This window comes from Pseudomonas sp. ANT_H12B (assembly GCF_008369325.1).
In the GTDB taxonomy this organism is placed as follows: domain Bacteria; phylum Pseudomonadota; class Gammaproteobacteria; order Pseudomonadales; family Pseudomonadaceae; genus Aquipseudomonas.
In genome coordinates this window covers 112,734-128,544 of record NZ_VOBI01000019.1, presented here as the reverse complement: position 1 = coordinate 128,544, position 15,811 = coordinate 112,734, and the positions used below count along the sequence as shown (strand labels likewise).

Sequence of the window (15,811 nt, the reverse complement as noted above, 5' to 3'; positions counted from 1 at the left end):
TGCTTACTTGAGAGCTGCCGCGTAGATATCTGGCTTGAAGCCAATCAGGGTTCGGCCACCGAGATCGAGCACCGGGCGCTTGATCATCGAGGGTTGCGCGAGCATCAGTTCGATGGCTTTCGGCTGGTCGAGATCGGCTTTGCGTTCGTCGTCGAGCTTGCGAAAGGTCGTGCCTGCACGGTTCAACACCACTTGCCAGCCGTGCTCGTTGCACCATTGGGTCAGGTGTTCACGGTCGATGCCGACCGCTTTGTAATCATGAAAGTCATAGCTGACAGCGTGTTCATCGAGCCAGGTGCGCGCCTTTTTCATGGTGTCGCAGGCTTTGATGCCGAAAAGGTGCAACGTTTTGCTTGAAACGGTCAAGGAATTGCCCCCTTTGCAGGTGCTGGAAAAAAAAGGTGAAGGATTATGCCATGACCGGACGGTTTCGAGTCGGTCGTGGTTGATATGCCATCGCAAAACCTGTGGGAGCGGTGTTTGCGGTGTGCGACATTGGTGTAACGGCCAGCCGGCAGTCTAAGCGGCTAATATGGCACTTCAATGCTGTCGATTGTCTGGAAACCGCGTTTATGCAAACTGCCTACACCGTCCTGATTATGCTGATGCTGGTCGGCGTTTCACGCCTGATCGGACGAATGATCCCCTTGCCCTTGCCGCTGGTGCAAATTGGCGCCGGCGCGCTATTGGCTTGGCCGACGCTGGGGTTGCATGTGGCGCTGGACCCCGAGCTGTTCCTTTTCCTGTTTCTGCCGCCGCTGCTGTTTTCCGATGGCTGGCGCATGCCCAAGCGTGAACTGTGGCGCTTGCGCGGGCCGATCCTGACACTGGCGGTGGGGCTGGTGCTGTTCACCGTGGTGGGCGCCGGGTATTTCATTCACTGGTTGTTGCCGAGCATCCCGCTACCCGTGGCCTTTGCGCTGGCGGCGGTGTTGTCGCCGACGGATGCCGTGGCGGTGTCGGCAATTTCCCGGAACCGTTTGCCGACACCCTTGATGCACATGCTTCAGGGGGAGGCGTTGATGAACGATGCCTCAGGTCTGGTGACGTTCAAATTTGCTTTGGTCGCGGCGTTGACCGGCGTGTTCTCGCTGGCCAACGCCAGTGTGACGTTCGTGTTGGTCGCGGTTGGAGGCCTGGCCGTCGGTGTTGCGTTGAGTTGGCTGGTAGGGCGCCTGCGTTCGTGGATGATTGCTCGCGGCTGGGATGACCCGGCGACTCACGTGGTGTTCATGTTGCTGCTGCCGTTTGCCGCCTACGTACTGGCTGAGCGAGTGGGCGCCTCGGGCATTCTGTCGGCGGTGGCGGCGGGGATGATGCAGAGCTGGCTTGATCTGCTGCCGCGTCAGACCAACACTCGCTTGCTCAATCGCAGCGTCTGGTCCTTGCTGGAATTCGCCTTCAATGGCTTGATCTTCCTGCTGCTGGGCCTGCAACTGCCGGACATCATCAAAGCCGTGGCGAGCCACGAAACCTCATTGTGGCCAACGCTGCTTTATCGCTGTCTGGATGTGATTTTGATATTCCTGGTGCTGCTGGTGTTGCGGTTTGTCTGGGTGCAGAGCATCTGGCGCCTGTCCATTGTGTTACGGCGCTGGCGCGGCAAGGGTGAGATGACCCAAGTCCCGACCGCGCGTTCCTGCTGGCTACTGACCGTCGGCGGGGTGCGCGGCGCGGTAACGCTGGCGGGCGTACTGTCGGTGCCGCTGCTGATGGGCAGCGACGCATTTCCCGAACGGGATCTGCTGATCTTCATCGCCGCCGGGGTGATTCTGTTGTCGTTGATTGCCGCGTGTATTGCTTTGCCGCTGTTGCTGCGGGGCATCGAGAAAAGTCCCGATGACAAACGACGCAATGAAGTGCGCGATACCTGGCGCAAGACGGCCGAGGCGGCCATTCATGCGCTCGAAATAGAAGAGGTCAATCCCCAGGACGCCGCTCAGTCCGCGCTGGCTGCAGAACTCAAGGCGCGGATTATGTCCGAGTATCGCCAGCAACTGGAGGTATTCAATGACTCGGCGGAGGCCCAGGCACTGGCGTTTCAGATGGACCTGCTGGAGCGGCGCCTGCGCTTGAAGGCGCTGCGAGCGCAGCGCCTGGAGTTGTATAACCTGAGCCGTCATCACCAGATTGGTGATGACGTGTTGCGGGAAGTGTTGGGTGAGTTGGATTTGAGTGAGGCCAACTTGGGAGCGGTGAAGTAGCCGTTGGTCATGTCTCGCTTAACGTTGTCGTTACGCCTTGGGATAAGCTCTGCGCATTAGTCGGCGGTCATTCTTGCTAATGGTTTTGTTCTTTCCTACGGACCAGTCGCCTATAGTTAATTCATTTGGAATCGAATAATGCATGATTGATGTTGGGTCGTAAGGAGTGATTCGAGTGTTTGTCGTTTCAAGTTTTCTGAACAGGTTGTGATCGACTTCTTCTTTAGACCAGTTATAAGCCGTCAAGTAAAAGTGATATACCGCAGGCTTATTCCATGGAATGTCGGCTTTGGGATGTTGGTGTTCATGTTCCATCCCAAGTGCATGGCCGAACTCGTGCAGCACGGCACCTTCGAATCCTGGGTGGGTCAGTTCGGTGCCGATGTTCATTGTGTTCTCGCCGGGGCCGCGCAGGGTGGCATCGGTACCGATAGCCGAATAATTCAGGGGCGCCTCCATGCTGATTCGAATATCGCCTTCAGCGTTATTAGCGAATTCCAATGTCAGGTTGATGGACGACTGCCATTGCTTGATGGCTTCTAATGCGGCTTGACGATGTGCATCGGAGGGCGGATCAAGAAACGCAATTTTGAGTGTTCTATGACTCGCCCAGAATTTGGTATGAGTCGCAACGCCACGTTTTTTTCTGCCTCCTGTCGAAGTGGTAGTTCCATTGTCAGAGTTTTCGCGGATGGCAGCTTCATAAGAGGCTTGTTCATCAAAGCTATTGATAGTTTTGCACGGGTGCAAGTAAGGCATTCTGCTCTCCTTGTCGGAACTTTAAATAAAGTAGTATTCGACGTGGAGGTTAGTTGTGTGTGCGTTATGACGTAAAGCTGCTATTTATTAGTTGCTGTTGCGAGGGGAGGTCAATCCACAGGACGCTGCCCAGGCGGCACTGGCGGCAGAACTCAAGGCGCGGATCATGTCCGGGTATCGTCATCAACAGGAGGTGTTCAACGATTCGACGGAGGCTCAGGCAATGGCGTTTCAGATGGACTTGCTGGAGCGACGCCTGCGCTTAAAGGCACTGCGGGCACAGCGCCTGGAGTTATACAGCCACAGCCGTCATCACCAGATTGGTGGTGACGTGCTGCGGGAGGTGTTGGGGGAGTTGGATTTGAGTGAGGCCAACCTGAGCCAGGTCAAATAAGCGAATACATTGTCTGGCTGTACATTCGTGGCTCAAGCACTCGCTGTGTCGGGGTGTGGACAAATGCTAGCCATGAAAGTTGAAACATTAATGTCTACTGGCTTTTAACAAGGCAAGAAAATGTGTTGTTCATGAACAAGACGTCCATGTGTGTTGAGTTCATGAGTTGGGGCTTTATGGATAAGCCTTTTTCATCATCGCGATGTCACCTTCGCTAATTTGCATGCTTGCAGTTTGTTGCCAGTCGCCAATGGTGAGTTCATTGCGCACGTTATAGTGCATGACTGACTGTCTGTCGTACGGTGTGTAGGTTCGACCTGGAACACGCTCTAACGGCAGGACATTGAAATCAACTTCTTGCTTGGTAAAGCCCATTACATTCTGATAATAAAGATATGTTTTTTCTCGATCCCAAGGAATGTTGGCATCGGGATGTTGATGCTCGTGGTTCAGGCCTAGCGCGTGCCCAAATTCGTGAATGACCATCCCCTCGTAGTGGGGCGAGGAAAAGTTGGTTCCCAGTTGCATTGATGCGTCGTGAGGGCAGCCTGTCAGTGCATCTGTGCCGATACTTGAGCCTCCGCCGCTGGCGAACGACGGCTGAAAATTAACTCGAATGTCGCCCAGGAACTCCTCGGAACTATAAATGTCCTGCTCGTCCATTTCTAAAAACTCGAACTTTAGACTGATGTACGGTAGCCACTTCAAAGCGCCTTTTTTTACGATTTCAAATGTATGTTCGTCGTATTGGAAGACGAGGATTTTCAGAGTTCTTCCAGGAGTCCAGAATTTGGTGTGATCGCCGACGCTACGCTTTTTCCTGCTCCCACTGCTAATTGTGCCATTGCTTGGTCGCTCACTGATTGCAGCGTTATAAGAATCGATAGCGTTAGTGGGATGGAGGCTTTTGCAATATGTAAATGTGTTCATGGTTGCGTCAGTGTCCAATCAATTAATGGACCTTGAAATTATTTAAATAGTCTGGCGTTGTCTAGTTGCTTCGTTGTTCTAGTTGTTGCGGTAGTTCGGCGTGTTAGCGGGTTAAGTATTTAGTGTGGGTTATTTTAAGTGCCCGCACCGCATTGCACGGTGCAGGCGTGATCATTATTATTTGTTGCGCGTTATTATGAAATTACGAATTCGTTCGGCCGCCTCAACGCACTCAGCCAGCGGAGCCACAAGAGCCATACGTACGCGACCTGCACCCGGATTGAAACCATCAACTTCACGGGACAGATAAGAGCCCGGCACAACGGTCACATGTTCTTCAACAAAGAGATCGCGGCAGAACGCCTCGTCATCGCCTTCAACGTTCGGCCACAAATAGAAACCACCATCCGGGCGCTGCACATCCATGACCGGGCTTAGAATCTCCAGTACCGCGTCATACTTCTCGCGATACAACGCACGGTTAGCGCGTACATGCACTTCGTCATTCCACGCGGCAACGCTGGCCAGTTGCGTTTGAACCGGCATTGCGCAGCCGTGGTAAGTGCGATAGAGCAGGAAGCCTTTGAGAATGTCGCCATCACCGGCCACGAAGCCCGAACGCAAGCCCGGCAGATTGGAGCGCTTGGACAGGCTGTGGAACACCACGCAGCGCTTGAAGTCTTTGCGGCCCAGTTCTATGCAGGCGCTGAGCAGGCCGGCCGGTGGGGTTTGTTCGTCGAAGTACAGTTCGCTGTAGCACTCGTCCGCGGCGATCACAAAGTCGTATTCGTCGGCCAAGGCGATCAGTTTCTTCAGCGTTTCAACCGGGATCAAGGCGCCGGTCGGGTTACCTGGCGAGCACAGGAAGAGGATCTGGCAGCGTTTCCAGATGTCTGGAGATACGGCATCGAAATCCGGGTTGAAGCCGTTTTCATCCAGGCATGGCAGGTAATGCGGCTTGGCCCCGGCAAGGAACGCCGCGCCTTCGTAAATCTGATAGAACGGATTCGGGCTGACCACCAATGCGTCGTCGCCGCGGTTGACCACGGTCTGGGTGAAGGCGAACAGCGCTTCGCGGGTGCCGTTGACCGGCAGCACGTTGCGCGCCGGGTCGAGCCAGCCGTTCGGGACGCTGAAGCGGCGTTCGCACCATGCGGCAATGGCTTCACGCAGGGCCGGGATGCCGAGGGTGGTCGGATAAACGGCCATCTGATCCAGATTGCTCGCCAGGGCCTCGGCGACGAAGCTTGGCGAACGGTGTTTTGGCTCGCCGATGGACAGCGCGATGGCGCGTTTGTCCGGGTTTGGCGTGACGCTGCCGAGCAGGGCGCGGAGCTTCTCGAACGGGTAGGGCTGCAACTGGTTCAGAGCGTTATTCATGGGGGCCTCTTTTAATGTGGGGGCAAGCCTTTGTGGGAGCCGGGCTTGCCCGCGATACAGGCGCCTCGGTGAGTCAGATGCACCGAGGTGATGCTATCGCAGGCAAGCCAGCTCCCACACAAGCGTGTTCCCACAGGGGGAAATTTGTTGATTCATATACTCAGTCGCGACAACGCAATCCCGGGTTCTTGGCTGACGCTCAACTGTTCGACGATCGCATCCTGCAAACGGGTGCACAGCAACGGGTCGGACAACGGCTGGTTGTTCGCGTCGGTGATGAAGAACACGTCTTCCACGCGCTCGCCGAGGGTAGCGATCTTGGCGTTCTGCAGCGACAAGTCGAACTCCAGAAAGATCGTGCCGATGCGTGCCAGCAGGCCAGGGCGGTCGGGGGCGCTGAGCTCCAGCACCGTCACCGGACGCTGGGCGTCGTTGTGGATGGTCACCTGTGGCGCAAACGCAAAATGCTTGAGCTGGCGCGGCACCCGACGCTGAATGATCGTCGGGTAGTCGTCCGGGTTGCGCAGTGCTTCGGTCAGGCCTTCGCGAATCTGTTTGACCCGCGCCGGATTGTCACCAATCGAGTCGCCATCGGTGTCGAGCACGATGTAGGTGTCGAGGGTGAACTGGCTGCTGGACGTGATGACCCGGGCGTCGTGAATGTTCAGGTTGAGCTGGTCCATCGCCGCCACGGTCACCGCGAAGAAGTCGTGTTGGTCCGGCGCGTAGATGAAGATCTGCGTGCCGCCCTCGAATTCCCGCTGAGTGGTTTCCTTGATCAACACCAGCGGCCCGCCATCAGCCGGCTGCTGCAGGATTGCGTCACTGTGCCAGGCCACGTCGCCGGCGGTGTGACGCAGGAAGTAGTCATCGCCCAATTGCGCCCACAGCTGTTCGACGTCGTCCGGATCGGTACCGCCGCGCACCAGGATGTCCAATGCGGCGCTTTGGGTCTGGCGGATCTGTTCTTCGCGATCAACCGGGTTTTCCAGACCGCGGCGCAAGGCGCGTTTAGTCTCGGTGTAGAGCTGACGCAACAGGCTGGCGCGCCAGGAATTCCACAGCGTCGGGTTGGTGGCATTGATGTCGGCGACCGTCAGCACGTACAGATAATCGAGATGGGTTTCGTCGCCGACGATCTGCGCGAAATCGTGGATCACCTGCGGGTCGGACAAGTCCTTGCGCTGGGCGGTGGTCGACATCACCAGGTGGTTCTGCACCAGCCAGACGATCAGGCGGCTGTCCCAGATCGGTAGTTGGTGGCGCTGACAAAAAGCCTCGGCATCGACCGCGCCGATTTCCGAGTGATCGCCATGCCGGCCCTTGCCGATGTCGTGGTACAGCCCGGCCAGGTAGATCAGCTCGGGCTTGGGCAATTTGCCCATGAGCTTGCTGGCCAGCGGGAATTTTTCCGACACCTGGGTGTACTGCAACTTACGCAGGTGTTTGATCAGATTCAGGGTGTGAGCATCGACCGTATAGATGTGAAACAGGTCGTGCTGCATCTGGCCAACGATAAAGCCGAATTCCGGCAAGTAGCGCCCGAGTATGCCGTAACGATTCATCCGGCGCAGGTTGCGGTGGATGCCGATCTTGCACTTGAACAGTTCGATAAACAGGCTGGTGTTTCGAATATCGTTGCGGAAGTCGTCGTCGATCAGGTGGCGGTTTTCTCGCAGCAGGCGAATCGTATCGGCGCGCACGCCTTTGATCTCCGGCTGCTGGGCCATCAGCACGAAGATCTCGAGCATGGCGAACGGCGTGCGACGGAATACGTTGTCGTTACGTGCCTCGATATAACCGTCGTGCAGCTGGAAGCGAGAGTTGATCGGCTGCGGTGGCGCTTCGTCTTCAGGCGCAAGAATGACTTCTTCGAAGTGCTGGATGATCAGGTCGCTGAGCTGCGCAATGCTCATGACCACCCGGTAATACTGCTGCATGAAGTTTTCGATGGCCTGCTTGGCGTCATCGCCTTTGAAGCCCAGCAGCCCGGCAATGGTGCGCTGGTGATCAAACAGCAAGCGGTCTTCGGAGCGGCCGGCGAGCATGTGCAGGGCGTAGCGAACCTTCCACAGAAATTCCTGGGACGAGGCCAGCAGGGCGTTTTCGCTCTCTACCAGAAAGCCTTCGCCGGCCAGGGCCCGCAGGTTCAGGGTGCCGTACTCGCGACGGGCCACCCAGAGAATTGTCTGAATGTCCCGTAGGCCACCGGGCGAGCCTTTGACGTTGGGTTCCAGGTTGTATTCGGTGTCGTTGTACTTGTGGTGACGGGCCTTTTGCTCGGCACGTTTGGCCAGGAAAAAATCCTTGCTCGGCCACATGTGCGCAGTGCTGGTGACATCCAGCATGCGTTGGCGCAAGCGCTCGGGGCCGCAAATGGTGCGGCTTTCCATCAGGTTGGTGACGACCGTCAGGTCGGCGCGGGCCTCAACGGCGCATTCGTCCACGGAGCGAACGCTCTGACCGACTTCCAGACCGATGTCCCACAACAGCGTCAGAAAACGCTCGATGGAATCGCGGAAAATTTCGTGATCGGCGCTGTCCAGCAGGATCAGCAGATCAATGTCGGAATACGGATGCAACTCGCCGCGACCGTAGCCGCCGACCGCGACCAGCGCGATGTCGGCATCTTCACTCCAGTTGAACTGCTCCCAGGCCTTTTGCAGGATGTTATCGACGAACCAGGCGCGGTCCTCGATCAGTCGGCGAATCTCCCGGCCACTGCGAAAGCGCCCGTCGAGCACCTCGCGGGCTTGGCGAATCGCCTTCTTGAAGGCCGCGATCGGGCTTGCCTTCAGGGCCAGTTCAGCCTGGAACTGGCCGCGGTCGAAGAGTTCGGGATCCACCTGCGGCATCGATTGGCTTTCCTGTCTGTAAGGCTGAGAGCTGCGCGGGTCGGATCAGGCCGAAACGCGCGGGATAGTGTCGTCGGCGCGCAAGGTGAAGATCTCGTAACCGGTGTCGGTCACCAGCAGGGTGTGTTCCCACTGTGCCGACAGCTTGCGATCCTTGGTGATCGCGGTCCAGCCGTCGCCCAACACCTTGGTGTCGGCCTTGCCCTGGTTGATCATCGGCTCGATGGTGAAGGTCATGCCGGCCTTCAGTTCCATGCCGGTGCCGGCGCGGCCGTAGTGCAGGATTTGCGGCTCTTCGTGGAAGACCTTGCCGATGCCGTGACCGCAGAACTCGCGAACCACCGAAAAACCGTTCTTTTCAGCGTGCTTCTGGATCACTTCACCGATATCGCCCAGGCGGCAGCCGGGTTTGACAATCTCGATGGCCTTGTACATGCATTCCTGGGTGACCTGCGACAGGCGCTCGGCCCAGACCGGCACGGTGCCGACGTGAAACATGCGGCTGGTGTCGCCGTGGTAACCGTCCTTGATGACGGTGACGTCGATGTTCAGCGTGTCGCCATCCTTCAGCGCTTTCTCGTTCGGGATGCCGTGGCAGACCACGTGGTTGATCGAGGTGCAGATCGACTTCGGGAAGCCCTTGTAGTTGAGCGGGGCAGGGATGGCTTTCTGCTCATTGACGATATAGTCGTGGCAGATGCGGTCCAGCTCTTCGGTGGTAATGCCCGGCTTGACATGTTCGGCAATCATTTCCAGCACATCGGCGGCCAGTTTGCCGGCGATGCGCATTTTTGCGATGTCCTCTGGTGTTTTGAGGGTGACGGTCATACAGGCTCTCTCTGCGCTCGATGGCGCTTTCTAAAACGAAATGGGTGCTGCGCGATCGGTCTTCGCGGCCCTGAAAAGTGCGATTCTAACAGACGAGCAGCGCAAACCTGAGCCCCCGTGCATCGCTTCTCTCTATAGAATGGTGCATTCTTGGCGGATTCCAAGGGAGGGAGCAAAAGCTGCTCGCCAGGATTTCAGAATCCGGGTTTCGTTTTCTCCTGCCTTATGATATAAAATGCGCCGCTTTCCGGGGATACCCTGAAAAGCCTAAATCCACACACGTGTCGACACGATGACCTGGGTGCCTTCAGCTGATGCTGCTGGTTGGTCATTGGGATACGTGGAGGCCAAACCCGACTTAATTAAGGAACTATCATGTCCCAAGTCAACATGCGCGATATGCTGAAGGCCGGTGTGCACTTCGGTCACCAAACCCGTTACTGGAACCCGAAAATGGGTAAATACATTTTCGGCGCGCGTAACAAGATCCACATCATCAACCTTGAAAAAACCCTGCCAATGTTCAACGAAGCTCTGACTTTCGTAGAGCGTCTGGCCCAGGGCAAAAACAAGATTCTGTTCGTCGGCACCAAGCGTTCCGCTGGCAAGATCGTTGCTGAAGAAGCAGCACGTTGCGGTTCGCCGTACGTCGATCACCGCTGGTTGGGCGGCATGCTGACCAACTTCAAAACCATCCGTGCTTCCATCAAGCGTCTGCGTGACCTTGAAGTGCAAGCCGAAGACGGTACTTTCGCCAAGCTGACCAAGAAAGAAGCGCTGATGCGCACTCGCGATCTTGAGAAGCTCGATCGTTCCCTGGGTGGTATCAAGGACATGGGCGGTCTGCCAGACGCTCTGTTCGTTATCGACGTTGATCACGAGCGCATCGCGATCACCGAAGCCAACAAGCTGGGCATCCCGGTTATCGGCGTCGTCGATACCAACAGCAGCCCGGAAGGCGTTGACTACATCATCCCAGGCAACGATGACGCAATCCGCGCTATCCAGTTGTACATGGGTTCGATGGCTGACGCGGTAATCCGCGGCCGCAACCACGTTGCTGGCGGCACCGAGCAGTTCGTTGAAGAAGCTCCGGTAGCAGCAGCTGAGTAATTGACGCCTTGGCGTTGACTCAGTAAGCAAAAAGGGGGCTTGGCCCCCTTTTTGCCACCTCGAAAACCATTTGTGAGCAGCGCAGCTACAACTCGTAACGTGCAGCGGCTAACAAGGGTGTTTCGGGAAGAATTGAACGCCCGTTCGATCGGGTGGAATGGTTGATAACCTATCCAAGAGGATTTTTGAAATGGCAGAGATTACTGCAGCGTTGGTCAAAGAACTGCGCGAGCGTACTGGCGAAGGCATGATGGACTGCAAAAAGGCCTTGACCAAGGCTGGCGGCGACATCGAAAAAGCCATTGATGACATGCGCGCTTCGGGCGCCATCAAGGCAGCCAAGAAAGCTGGCAACGTTGCCGCTGAAGGCGCTATCGCTCTGAAGGAAGACGGCAAATCCGCCGTTCTGCTGGAAGTGAACTCGCAGACCGACTTCCTGGCTCTGCAGGACGACTTCAAGGCATTTGTTGCTGCAAGCGTTGAAAAAGCGTTCGCTGACAAGCTGACTGAAGTTGCTCCGTTGATTGAAGCTCAAGAAGCTGATCGCCTGGTACTGGTCGGCAAGGTTGGCGAAAACGTCAACATCCGTCGTCTGGCGCGCGTTGAAGGTGACGTTGTTGGTGGTTACCTGCACGGCAACAAGATCGGTGTGGCAGTTGTCCTGAAAGGCGGCACTGTTGAATTGGCCAAGGACATCGCTATGCACGTAGCGGCGACCAACCCTGAATTCCTGCTGCCATCGGAAGTTTCCGCTGAAGCGGTTGAGCGTGAGAAGGGCGTGTTCCTGACTCTCAACGCTGACAAGATCGCCGGCAAGCCGGAAAACATCGTTGAAAACATGGTCAAGGGCCGCATCAGCAAGTTCCTGGCCGAAGCCAGCCTGGTTGAGCAGGCGTTCGTCAAGAACCCTGAAATCAAGGTCGGCGAGCTGGCCAAGAAAGCCGGTGCTGAAATCGTTTCCTTCACCTACTTCAAAGTAGGCGACGGCATCGAGAAGCCGGTCGACAACTTCGCTGAAGAAGTTGCTGCCCAGCTGGCTGCCGCCAAGCAATAAGACAGTTTTTAACTGTCGCCCTGAAGAGGCTGCCCGCTTACGCGCGCAGCCTCTTTTCAGATGGGGCACCAATTTATTTATTGGTTTCCCTTTGGAACTGGCTTACAAAGCCATGTTCCGATGGCGCTGAAGCAGCGCCAAGCTAGAGTGAACGCCAGCTGTCAAAAGCTCGCAAAGAATTTTTAAATACGCCGCAGGAGAGATTCGCAATGGCTCAGCAGGGCAGTGGTTATCAGGCTCGCTATAAACGCATTCTACTCAAGCTTAGCGGCGAGGCCCTGATGGGCTCGGAAGAGTTCGGGATCGATCCCAAGGTGTTGGATCGCATGGCGCTGGAAGTCGGCCAACTGGTCGGCATCGGTGTTCAGGTTGGTCTGGTGATCGGCGGCGGTAACCTGTTCCGCGGTGCAGCGCTGAGCGCGGCCGGCATGGATCGGGTCACCGGCGACCACATGGGCATGCTGGCCACTGTGATGAACGCCCTGGCCATGCGCGATGCGCTGGAACGTGCCAATATCTCGGCCATCGTGATGTCGGCCATTTCCATGGTTGGCGTAACCGACCACTATGACCGCCGCAAAGCCATGCGCCACCTGAACTCCAAGGAAGTCGTGATCTTCGCGGCAGGTACCGGCAATCCGTTCTTCACCACGGATTCGGCGGCCTGCTTGCGTGCAATCGAAATCGATGCCGATGTCGTGCTCAAGGCGACCAAGGTCGATGGCGTCTACACCGCTGACCCATTCAAAGACCCGCATGCCGAGAAGTTCGATCATCTGACTTACGATGAAGTGCTGGATCGCAAGCTGGGTGTGATGGATCTGACTGCCATTTGCCTGTGCCGCGACCACAAGATGCCGTTGCGCGTATTTAACATGAACAAGCCCGGCGCTCTGCTGAACATCGTGCATGGTGGCGCTGAAGGGACCCTGATCGAGGAAGGCCAACAATGATCAACGAAATCAAGAAAGACGCTCAAGAGCGCATGAAAAAATCCGTCGAGTCGCTGGCGCACAACTTCGGGCGTATTCGTACGGGCCAAGCGCACCCAAGCATTCTGGAAGGTGTGATGGTGCCGTATTACGGTTCCGACACCCCGATCAAGCAAGTGGCGAACATCACCGTCAGAGACGCCCGTACCCTGCAAGTCGTAGCCTTTGAGCGCAACATGCTGGGTGCCGTCGACAAGGCCATCGGTAGCGCGGGTCTGAACCTCAACCCGACCAACCTCGGTGAGTTGCTGCTGATCTCCATGCCGGCCCTGACCGAAGAAACCCGCAAGGGCTTCACCAAGCAGGCTCGCGATGTCGCTGAAGATGCCCGTGTTGCAGTGCGCAACATCCGTCGTGACGCGAACAGCCAGCTCAAGGATCTGGTCAAGGAAAAGGAAATCAGCGAAGACGAAGAGCGTCGCGCTACTGGCGAAATTGATGATCTGACCAAAAAGTACGTGGCTGAAATCGACGCGAATTTGGCGCAGAAAGAAAAAGACCTGATGGCCGTATAAGGGTCACGTTTTAATGGATAAGACCAAGCAGACTGCGCCGTCCGCGGTGCCGCGCCATGTCGCGATCATCATGGATGGTAATAATCGCTGGGCGAAAAAACGCTTTATGCCGGGTGTCGCCGGGCATAAAGCGGGCGTGGATGCGGTGCGTGCGGTAATCGAGGTGTGTGCCGAGGCCAAGGTCGAAGTACTGACCTTGTTCGCCTTCTCCAGCGAGAACTGGCAGCGCCCGGCCGATGAAGTCAGTGCCTTGATGGATTTGTTCTTCAAGGCGTTGCGCCGCGAGGCCAAGCGCCTCAACGACAACAACATCAGTTTGCGTATCATTGGCGACCGTTCGCGCTTTCATCCAGAGCTTCAAGCCGCCATGCGCGAAGCCGAGGCGATGACTGCCGGTGCCAACCGCTTTGTCCTGCAGATCGCCGCCAACTACGGCGGTCAGTGGGATATTGCGCAAGCCGCGCAGCGTCTGGCCCGCGAAGTTCAGGCCGGGCACCTGCGTCCGGAAGACATTACCCCGGAATTGTTGCAAACCTGTCTGGCTACCGGTGATTTGCCGTTGCCGGACTTGTGCATCCGTACCGGTGGCGAGCATCGCATCAGTAACTTCCTTCTGTGGCAACTGGCTTACGCCGAGTTGTACTTCTCCGACCTGTTCTGGCCGGACTTCAAACACGATGCCATGCGTAACGCGCTGGCCGATTACGCATCTCGCCAACGTCGCTTCGGTAAAACGAGCGAGCAGGTCGAGGCTGGAGCCCGGGTTTAATGCTTAAACAACGAATCATCACCGCTCTGATCCTGCTACCGATCGCTTTGTGCGGGTTTTTCCTGCTCGAAGGCACAGGCTTTGCGCTGTTCATCGGGCTGGTCGTGACCCTCGGTGCGTGGGAGTGGGCTCGCCTGGCGGGTTTCACTGAACAGCCGGTCCGCGTTGCCTATGCGGCTGTGGTCGCGTTGATGCTGTTTGTCATGCATGTCGTGCCTGGGCTCGCGCCTTGGGTATTGGGCGCTTCGGTGCTTTGGTGGGGCGCGGCGACGTATCTGGTGCTGACGTATCCGCGGTCCAGCGAGCATTGGGCCAGCGCTGCATGCAAACTGGTGATCGGTCTGCTGGTGCTGTTGCCAGCCTGGCAAGGTCTGGTCCAGATCAAGCAGGAGCCCTTGGGCAACTGGCTGATCATGGCGGTGATGGTCTTGGTCTGGGGCGCTGATATCGGTGCGTACTTTTCCGGCCGGGCCTTTGGCAAGCGCAAGCTGGCACCACAGGTCAGCCCCGGCAAAAGCTGGGAAGGCGTGTATGGCGGTTTGCTGCTGAGCCTGGTGATCACCGCGATCGTCGGTTTAGTGCGCGACTGGACCTTCGCTCAGATGCTGATGGGTCTGGTTGGTGCGGCGGTGATCGTGTTCATTTCGGTGGTGGGTGACCTCACTGAAAGCATGTTCAAGCGCCAGTCCGGGATCAAGGACAGCAGTAATCTGCTACCGGGTCACGGCGGCGTGCTGGACCGTATCGATAGTTTGACCGCGGCGATTCCAGTGTTTGCCGTGCTGCTGTGGATGGCTGCACCGTGAGCCGCCCACAACAGATCACCGTCCTGGGGGCGACCGGCTCGATTGGTCTGAGCACCCTGGACGTCATTGCTCGCCATCCCGAGCGTTACCAGGTTTTTGCCTTGAGCGGTTTCACTCGTCTGAGTGAGCTGTTGGCATTGTGTGTGCGCCATACGCCGCGGTTTGCGGTCGTGCCTGAGGCGGGCACTGCCCGGGGTTTGCAGGACGACTTGCGCGCGGCCGGGCTGTCGACGCGCGTGCTGGTGGGGGAGGAGGGCCTGTGTCAGGTTGCTTCCGATCCTGAAGTCGACGCAGTCATGGCGGCCATCGTTGGCGCGGCGGGCTTGCGTCCGACCCTGGCGGCGGTTGAGGCCGGCAAGAAAATCCTCCTGGCCAACAAAGAAGCACTGGTGATGTCCGGTGCCTTATTCATGCAGGCCGTGCGCAAAAGTGGTTCGGTGCTGCTGCCGATCGACAGCGAGCACAACGCGATTTTCCAGTGTATGCCACTGGATTTCGCTCGTGGACTTGGTGCGGTAGGTGTGCGTCGGATTCTACTGACAGCCTCTGGTGGTCCGTTCCGACAGACGCCTATGGCCGAACTGGCGCATGTTTCTCCTGAGCAAGCTTGCGCTCACCCGAATTGGTCCATGGGCCGCAAGATTTCGGTCGATTCGGCCAGCATGATGAACAAAGGGTTGGAATTGATCGAAGCCTGCTGGCTGTTTGATGCCAAGCCATCCCAGGTCGAAGTGGTGATTCACCCGCAGAGCGTGATTCACTCGCTGGTCGACTATGTCGATGGTTCGGTGCTGGCCCAGTTGGGTAACCCGGACATGCGCACGCCGATCGCCAATGCTCTGGCCTGGCCTGAACGTATCGATTCGGGTGTCGCACCGCTGGACCTGTTTGCCATCGCACGCCTGGACTTCCAGGCGCCCGATGAAGAGCGATTCCCTTGCCTGCGCCTTGCGCGCCTGGCAGCGGAGGCTGGCAATAGCGCGCCAGCCATGCTGAATGCAGCGAATGAAGTGGCTGTCGCGGCGTTTCTCGACGGGCGGGTTCGCTACCCGGAAATCGCGAGTATCATCGAGGAAGTGTTGAGCCTCGAGCCTGTAGTTGCGGTGGGTGATCTCGAGGCGGTGTTTACGGCCGACGCGAAAGCGCGAGTACTGGCCGGGCAGTGGTTGAGTCGTCACGGGCGGTAAGTGCTGCAACACGTTGGCCCATGCA

The 15,811-nt window shown here is 57.3% G+C and carries 14 protein-coding genes and 1 pseudogene; 9 read left to right on the top strand and 6 right to left on the bottom strand.

The window, feature by feature from the left end:
* Positions 1–3: 3 nt before the first annotated feature.
* A complete protein-coding gene (locus tag FQ185_RS24740) occupies positions 4–366 on the bottom strand; it encodes an ArsC family reductase (RefSeq protein WP_149419708.1) in 363 nt (120 codons plus the stop codon).
* A gap of 206 nt (positions 367–572) precedes the next feature.
* On the opposite strand from FQ185_RS24740, the gene FQ185_RS24735 reads away from it, so the two are divergent.
* On the top strand, positions 573–2,204 hold the full coding sequence (locus FQ185_RS24735; protein WP_149419707.1) for a Na+/H+ antiporter: 1,632 nt from the start codon (positions 573–575) through the stop codon (positions 2,202–2,204).
* A gap of 30 nt (positions 2,205–2,234) precedes the next feature.
* Here FQ185_RS24735 and FQ185_RS24730 read toward each other — a convergent pair whose 3' ends face one another.
* The gene (locus tag FQ185_RS24730) at positions 2,235–2,963 is read right to left on the bottom strand and encodes a M12 family metallopeptidase (RefSeq protein WP_149419706.1); all 729 of its coding nucleotides are present in this window, start codon (positions 2,961–2,963) and stop codon (positions 2,235–2,237) included.
* A 106-nt stretch (positions 2,964–3,069) separates the two neighbouring features.
* Here FQ185_RS24730 and FQ185_RS24725 point away from each other — a divergent pair.
* A pseudogene (locus FQ185_RS24725) lies at positions 3,070–3,357 on the top strand (Na+/H+ antiporter); the annotation flags it as partial.
* Between the two features lie 174 nt (positions 3,358–3,531).
* On the opposite strand, the gene FQ185_RS24720 reads toward FQ185_RS24725, so the two are convergent.
* The 4 genes from FQ185_RS24720 to map all read right to left on the bottom strand — a co-directional run bounded on the left by FQ185_RS24720 (position 3,532) and on the right by map (position 9,350).
* On the bottom strand, positions 3,532–4,287 hold the full coding sequence (locus tag FQ185_RS24720; RefSeq protein WP_149419705.1) for a M12 family metallopeptidase: 756 nt from the start codon (positions 4,285–4,287) through the stop codon (positions 3,532–3,534).
* A 177-nt stretch (positions 4,288–4,464) separates the two neighbouring features.
* On the bottom strand, positions 4,465–5,667 hold the full coding sequence (gene dapC, locus FQ185_RS24715; protein WP_149419704.1) for a succinyldiaminopimelate transaminase: 1,203 nt from the start codon (positions 5,665–5,667) through the stop codon (positions 4,465–4,467).
* A gap of 152 nt (positions 5,668–5,819) precedes the next feature.
* Positions 5,820–8,522 carry a [protein-PII] uridylyltransferase gene (locus FQ185_RS24710; RefSeq protein WP_149419703.1) on the bottom strand — a complete coding sequence of 901 codons (2,703 nt, stop codon included), beginning with the start codon at positions 8,520–8,522 and terminating at the stop codon, positions 5,820–5,822.
* 45 nt (positions 8,523–8,567) lie between these two features.
* Positions 8,568–9,350, bottom strand: coding sequence for a type I methionyl aminopeptidase (gene map / locus FQ185_RS24705; RefSeq protein ID WP_059407800.1), 783 nt, complete (start codon positions 9,348–9,350; stop codon positions 8,568–8,570).
* A gap of 375 nt (positions 9,351–9,725) precedes the next feature.
* Between map and rpsB the strand changes: the two genes are divergently transcribed.
* From rpsB to ispC, 7 genes are all read left to right on the top strand, one after another.
* Positions 9,726–10,463 carry a 30S ribosomal protein S2 gene (gene rpsB / locus FQ185_RS24700; RefSeq protein ID WP_003219330.1) on the top strand — a complete coding sequence of 246 codons (738 nt, stop codon included), beginning with the start codon at positions 9,726–9,728 and terminating at the stop codon, positions 10,461–10,463.
* A 190-nt stretch (positions 10,464–10,653) separates the two neighbouring features.
* Positions 10,654–11,517, top strand: coding sequence for a translation elongation factor Ts (gene tsf / locus FQ185_RS24695; RefSeq protein WP_149419702.1), 864 nt, complete (start codon positions 10,654–10,656; stop codon positions 11,515–11,517).
* Positions 11,518–11,726: 209 nt separating this feature from the next.
* On the top strand, positions 11,727–12,470 hold the full coding sequence (gene pyrH / locus FQ185_RS24690; RefSeq protein WP_003189161.1) for a UMP kinase: 744 nt from the start codon (positions 11,727–11,729) through the stop codon (positions 12,468–12,470).
* Positions 12,467–13,024, top strand: coding sequence for a ribosome recycling factor (gene frr / locus FQ185_RS24685; protein WP_149419701.1), 558 nt, complete (start codon positions 12,467–12,469; stop codon positions 13,022–13,024). Before pyrH ends, frr begins: the two co-directional genes overlap by 4 nt.
* A 13-nt stretch (positions 13,025–13,037) precedes the next feature.
* The gene (gene uppS, locus FQ185_RS24680) at positions 13,038–13,793 is read left to right on the top strand and encodes a polyprenyl diphosphate synthase (protein WP_149419700.1); all 756 of its coding nucleotides are present in this window, start codon (positions 13,038–13,040) and stop codon (positions 13,791–13,793) included.
* Positions 13,793–14,599: a phosphatidate cytidylyltransferase gene (locus tag FQ185_RS24675; protein ID WP_149419699.1), complete on the top strand. Its 807-nt coding sequence runs from the start codon at positions 13,793–13,795 to the stop codon at positions 14,597–14,599. Before uppS ends, FQ185_RS24675 begins: the two co-directional genes overlap by 1 nt.
* Positions 14,596–15,786 carry a 1-deoxy-D-xylulose-5-phosphate reductoisomerase gene (gene ispC, locus FQ185_RS24670; protein ID WP_149419698.1) on the top strand — a complete coding sequence of 397 codons (1,191 nt, stop codon included), beginning with the start codon at positions 14,596–14,598 and terminating at the stop codon, positions 15,784–15,786. The genes FQ185_RS24675 and ispC overlap by 4 nt, the downstream gene beginning before the upstream one ends.
* Positions 15,787–15,811: the final 25 nt, after the last annotated feature.

Bases quoted from the DNA above. Each gene is read 5' to 3' on its own strand.
- FQ185_RS24735 (WP_149419707.1), top strand. From the start codon at position 573: ATGCAAACTGCCTACACCGTCCTGATTATGCTGATGCTGGTCGGCGTT.
- FQ185_RS24730 (WP_149419706.1), bottom strand. From the start codon at position 2,963: ATGCCTTACTTGCACCCGTGCAAAACTATCAATAGCTTTGATGAACAA.
- FQ185_RS24720 (WP_149419705.1), bottom strand. From the start codon at position 4,287: ATGAACACATTTACATATTGCAAAAGCCTCCATCCCACTAACGCTATC.
- dapC (WP_149419704.1), bottom strand. From the start codon at position 5,667: ATGAATAACGCTCTGAACCAGTTGCAGCCCTACCCGTTCGAGAAGCTC.
- FQ185_RS24710 (WP_149419703.1), bottom strand. From the start codon at position 8,522: ATGCCGCAGGTGGATCCCGAACTCTTCGACCGCGGCCAGTTCCAGGCT.
- map (WP_059407800.1), bottom strand. From the start codon at position 9,350: ATGACCGTCACCCTCAAAACACCAGAGGACATCGCAAAAATGCGCATC.
- rpsB (WP_003219330.1), top strand. From the start codon at position 9,726: ATGTCCCAAGTCAACATGCGCGATATGCTGAAGGCCGGTGTGCACTTC.
- tsf (WP_149419702.1), top strand. From the start codon at position 10,654: ATGGCAGAGATTACTGCAGCGTTGGTCAAAGAACTGCGCGAGCGTACT.
- pyrH (WP_003189161.1), top strand. From the start codon at position 11,727: ATGGCTCAGCAGGGCAGTGGTTATCAGGCTCGCTATAAACGCATTCTA.
- frr (WP_149419701.1), top strand. From the start codon at position 12,467: ATGATCAACGAAATCAAGAAAGACGCTCAAGAGCGCATGAAAAAATCC.
- uppS (WP_149419700.1), top strand. From the start codon at position 13,038: ATGGATAAGACCAAGCAGACTGCGCCGTCCGCGGTGCCGCGCCATGTC.
- FQ185_RS24675 (WP_149419699.1), top strand. From the start codon at position 13,793: ATGCTTAAACAACGAATCATCACCGCTCTGATCCTGCTACCGATCGCT.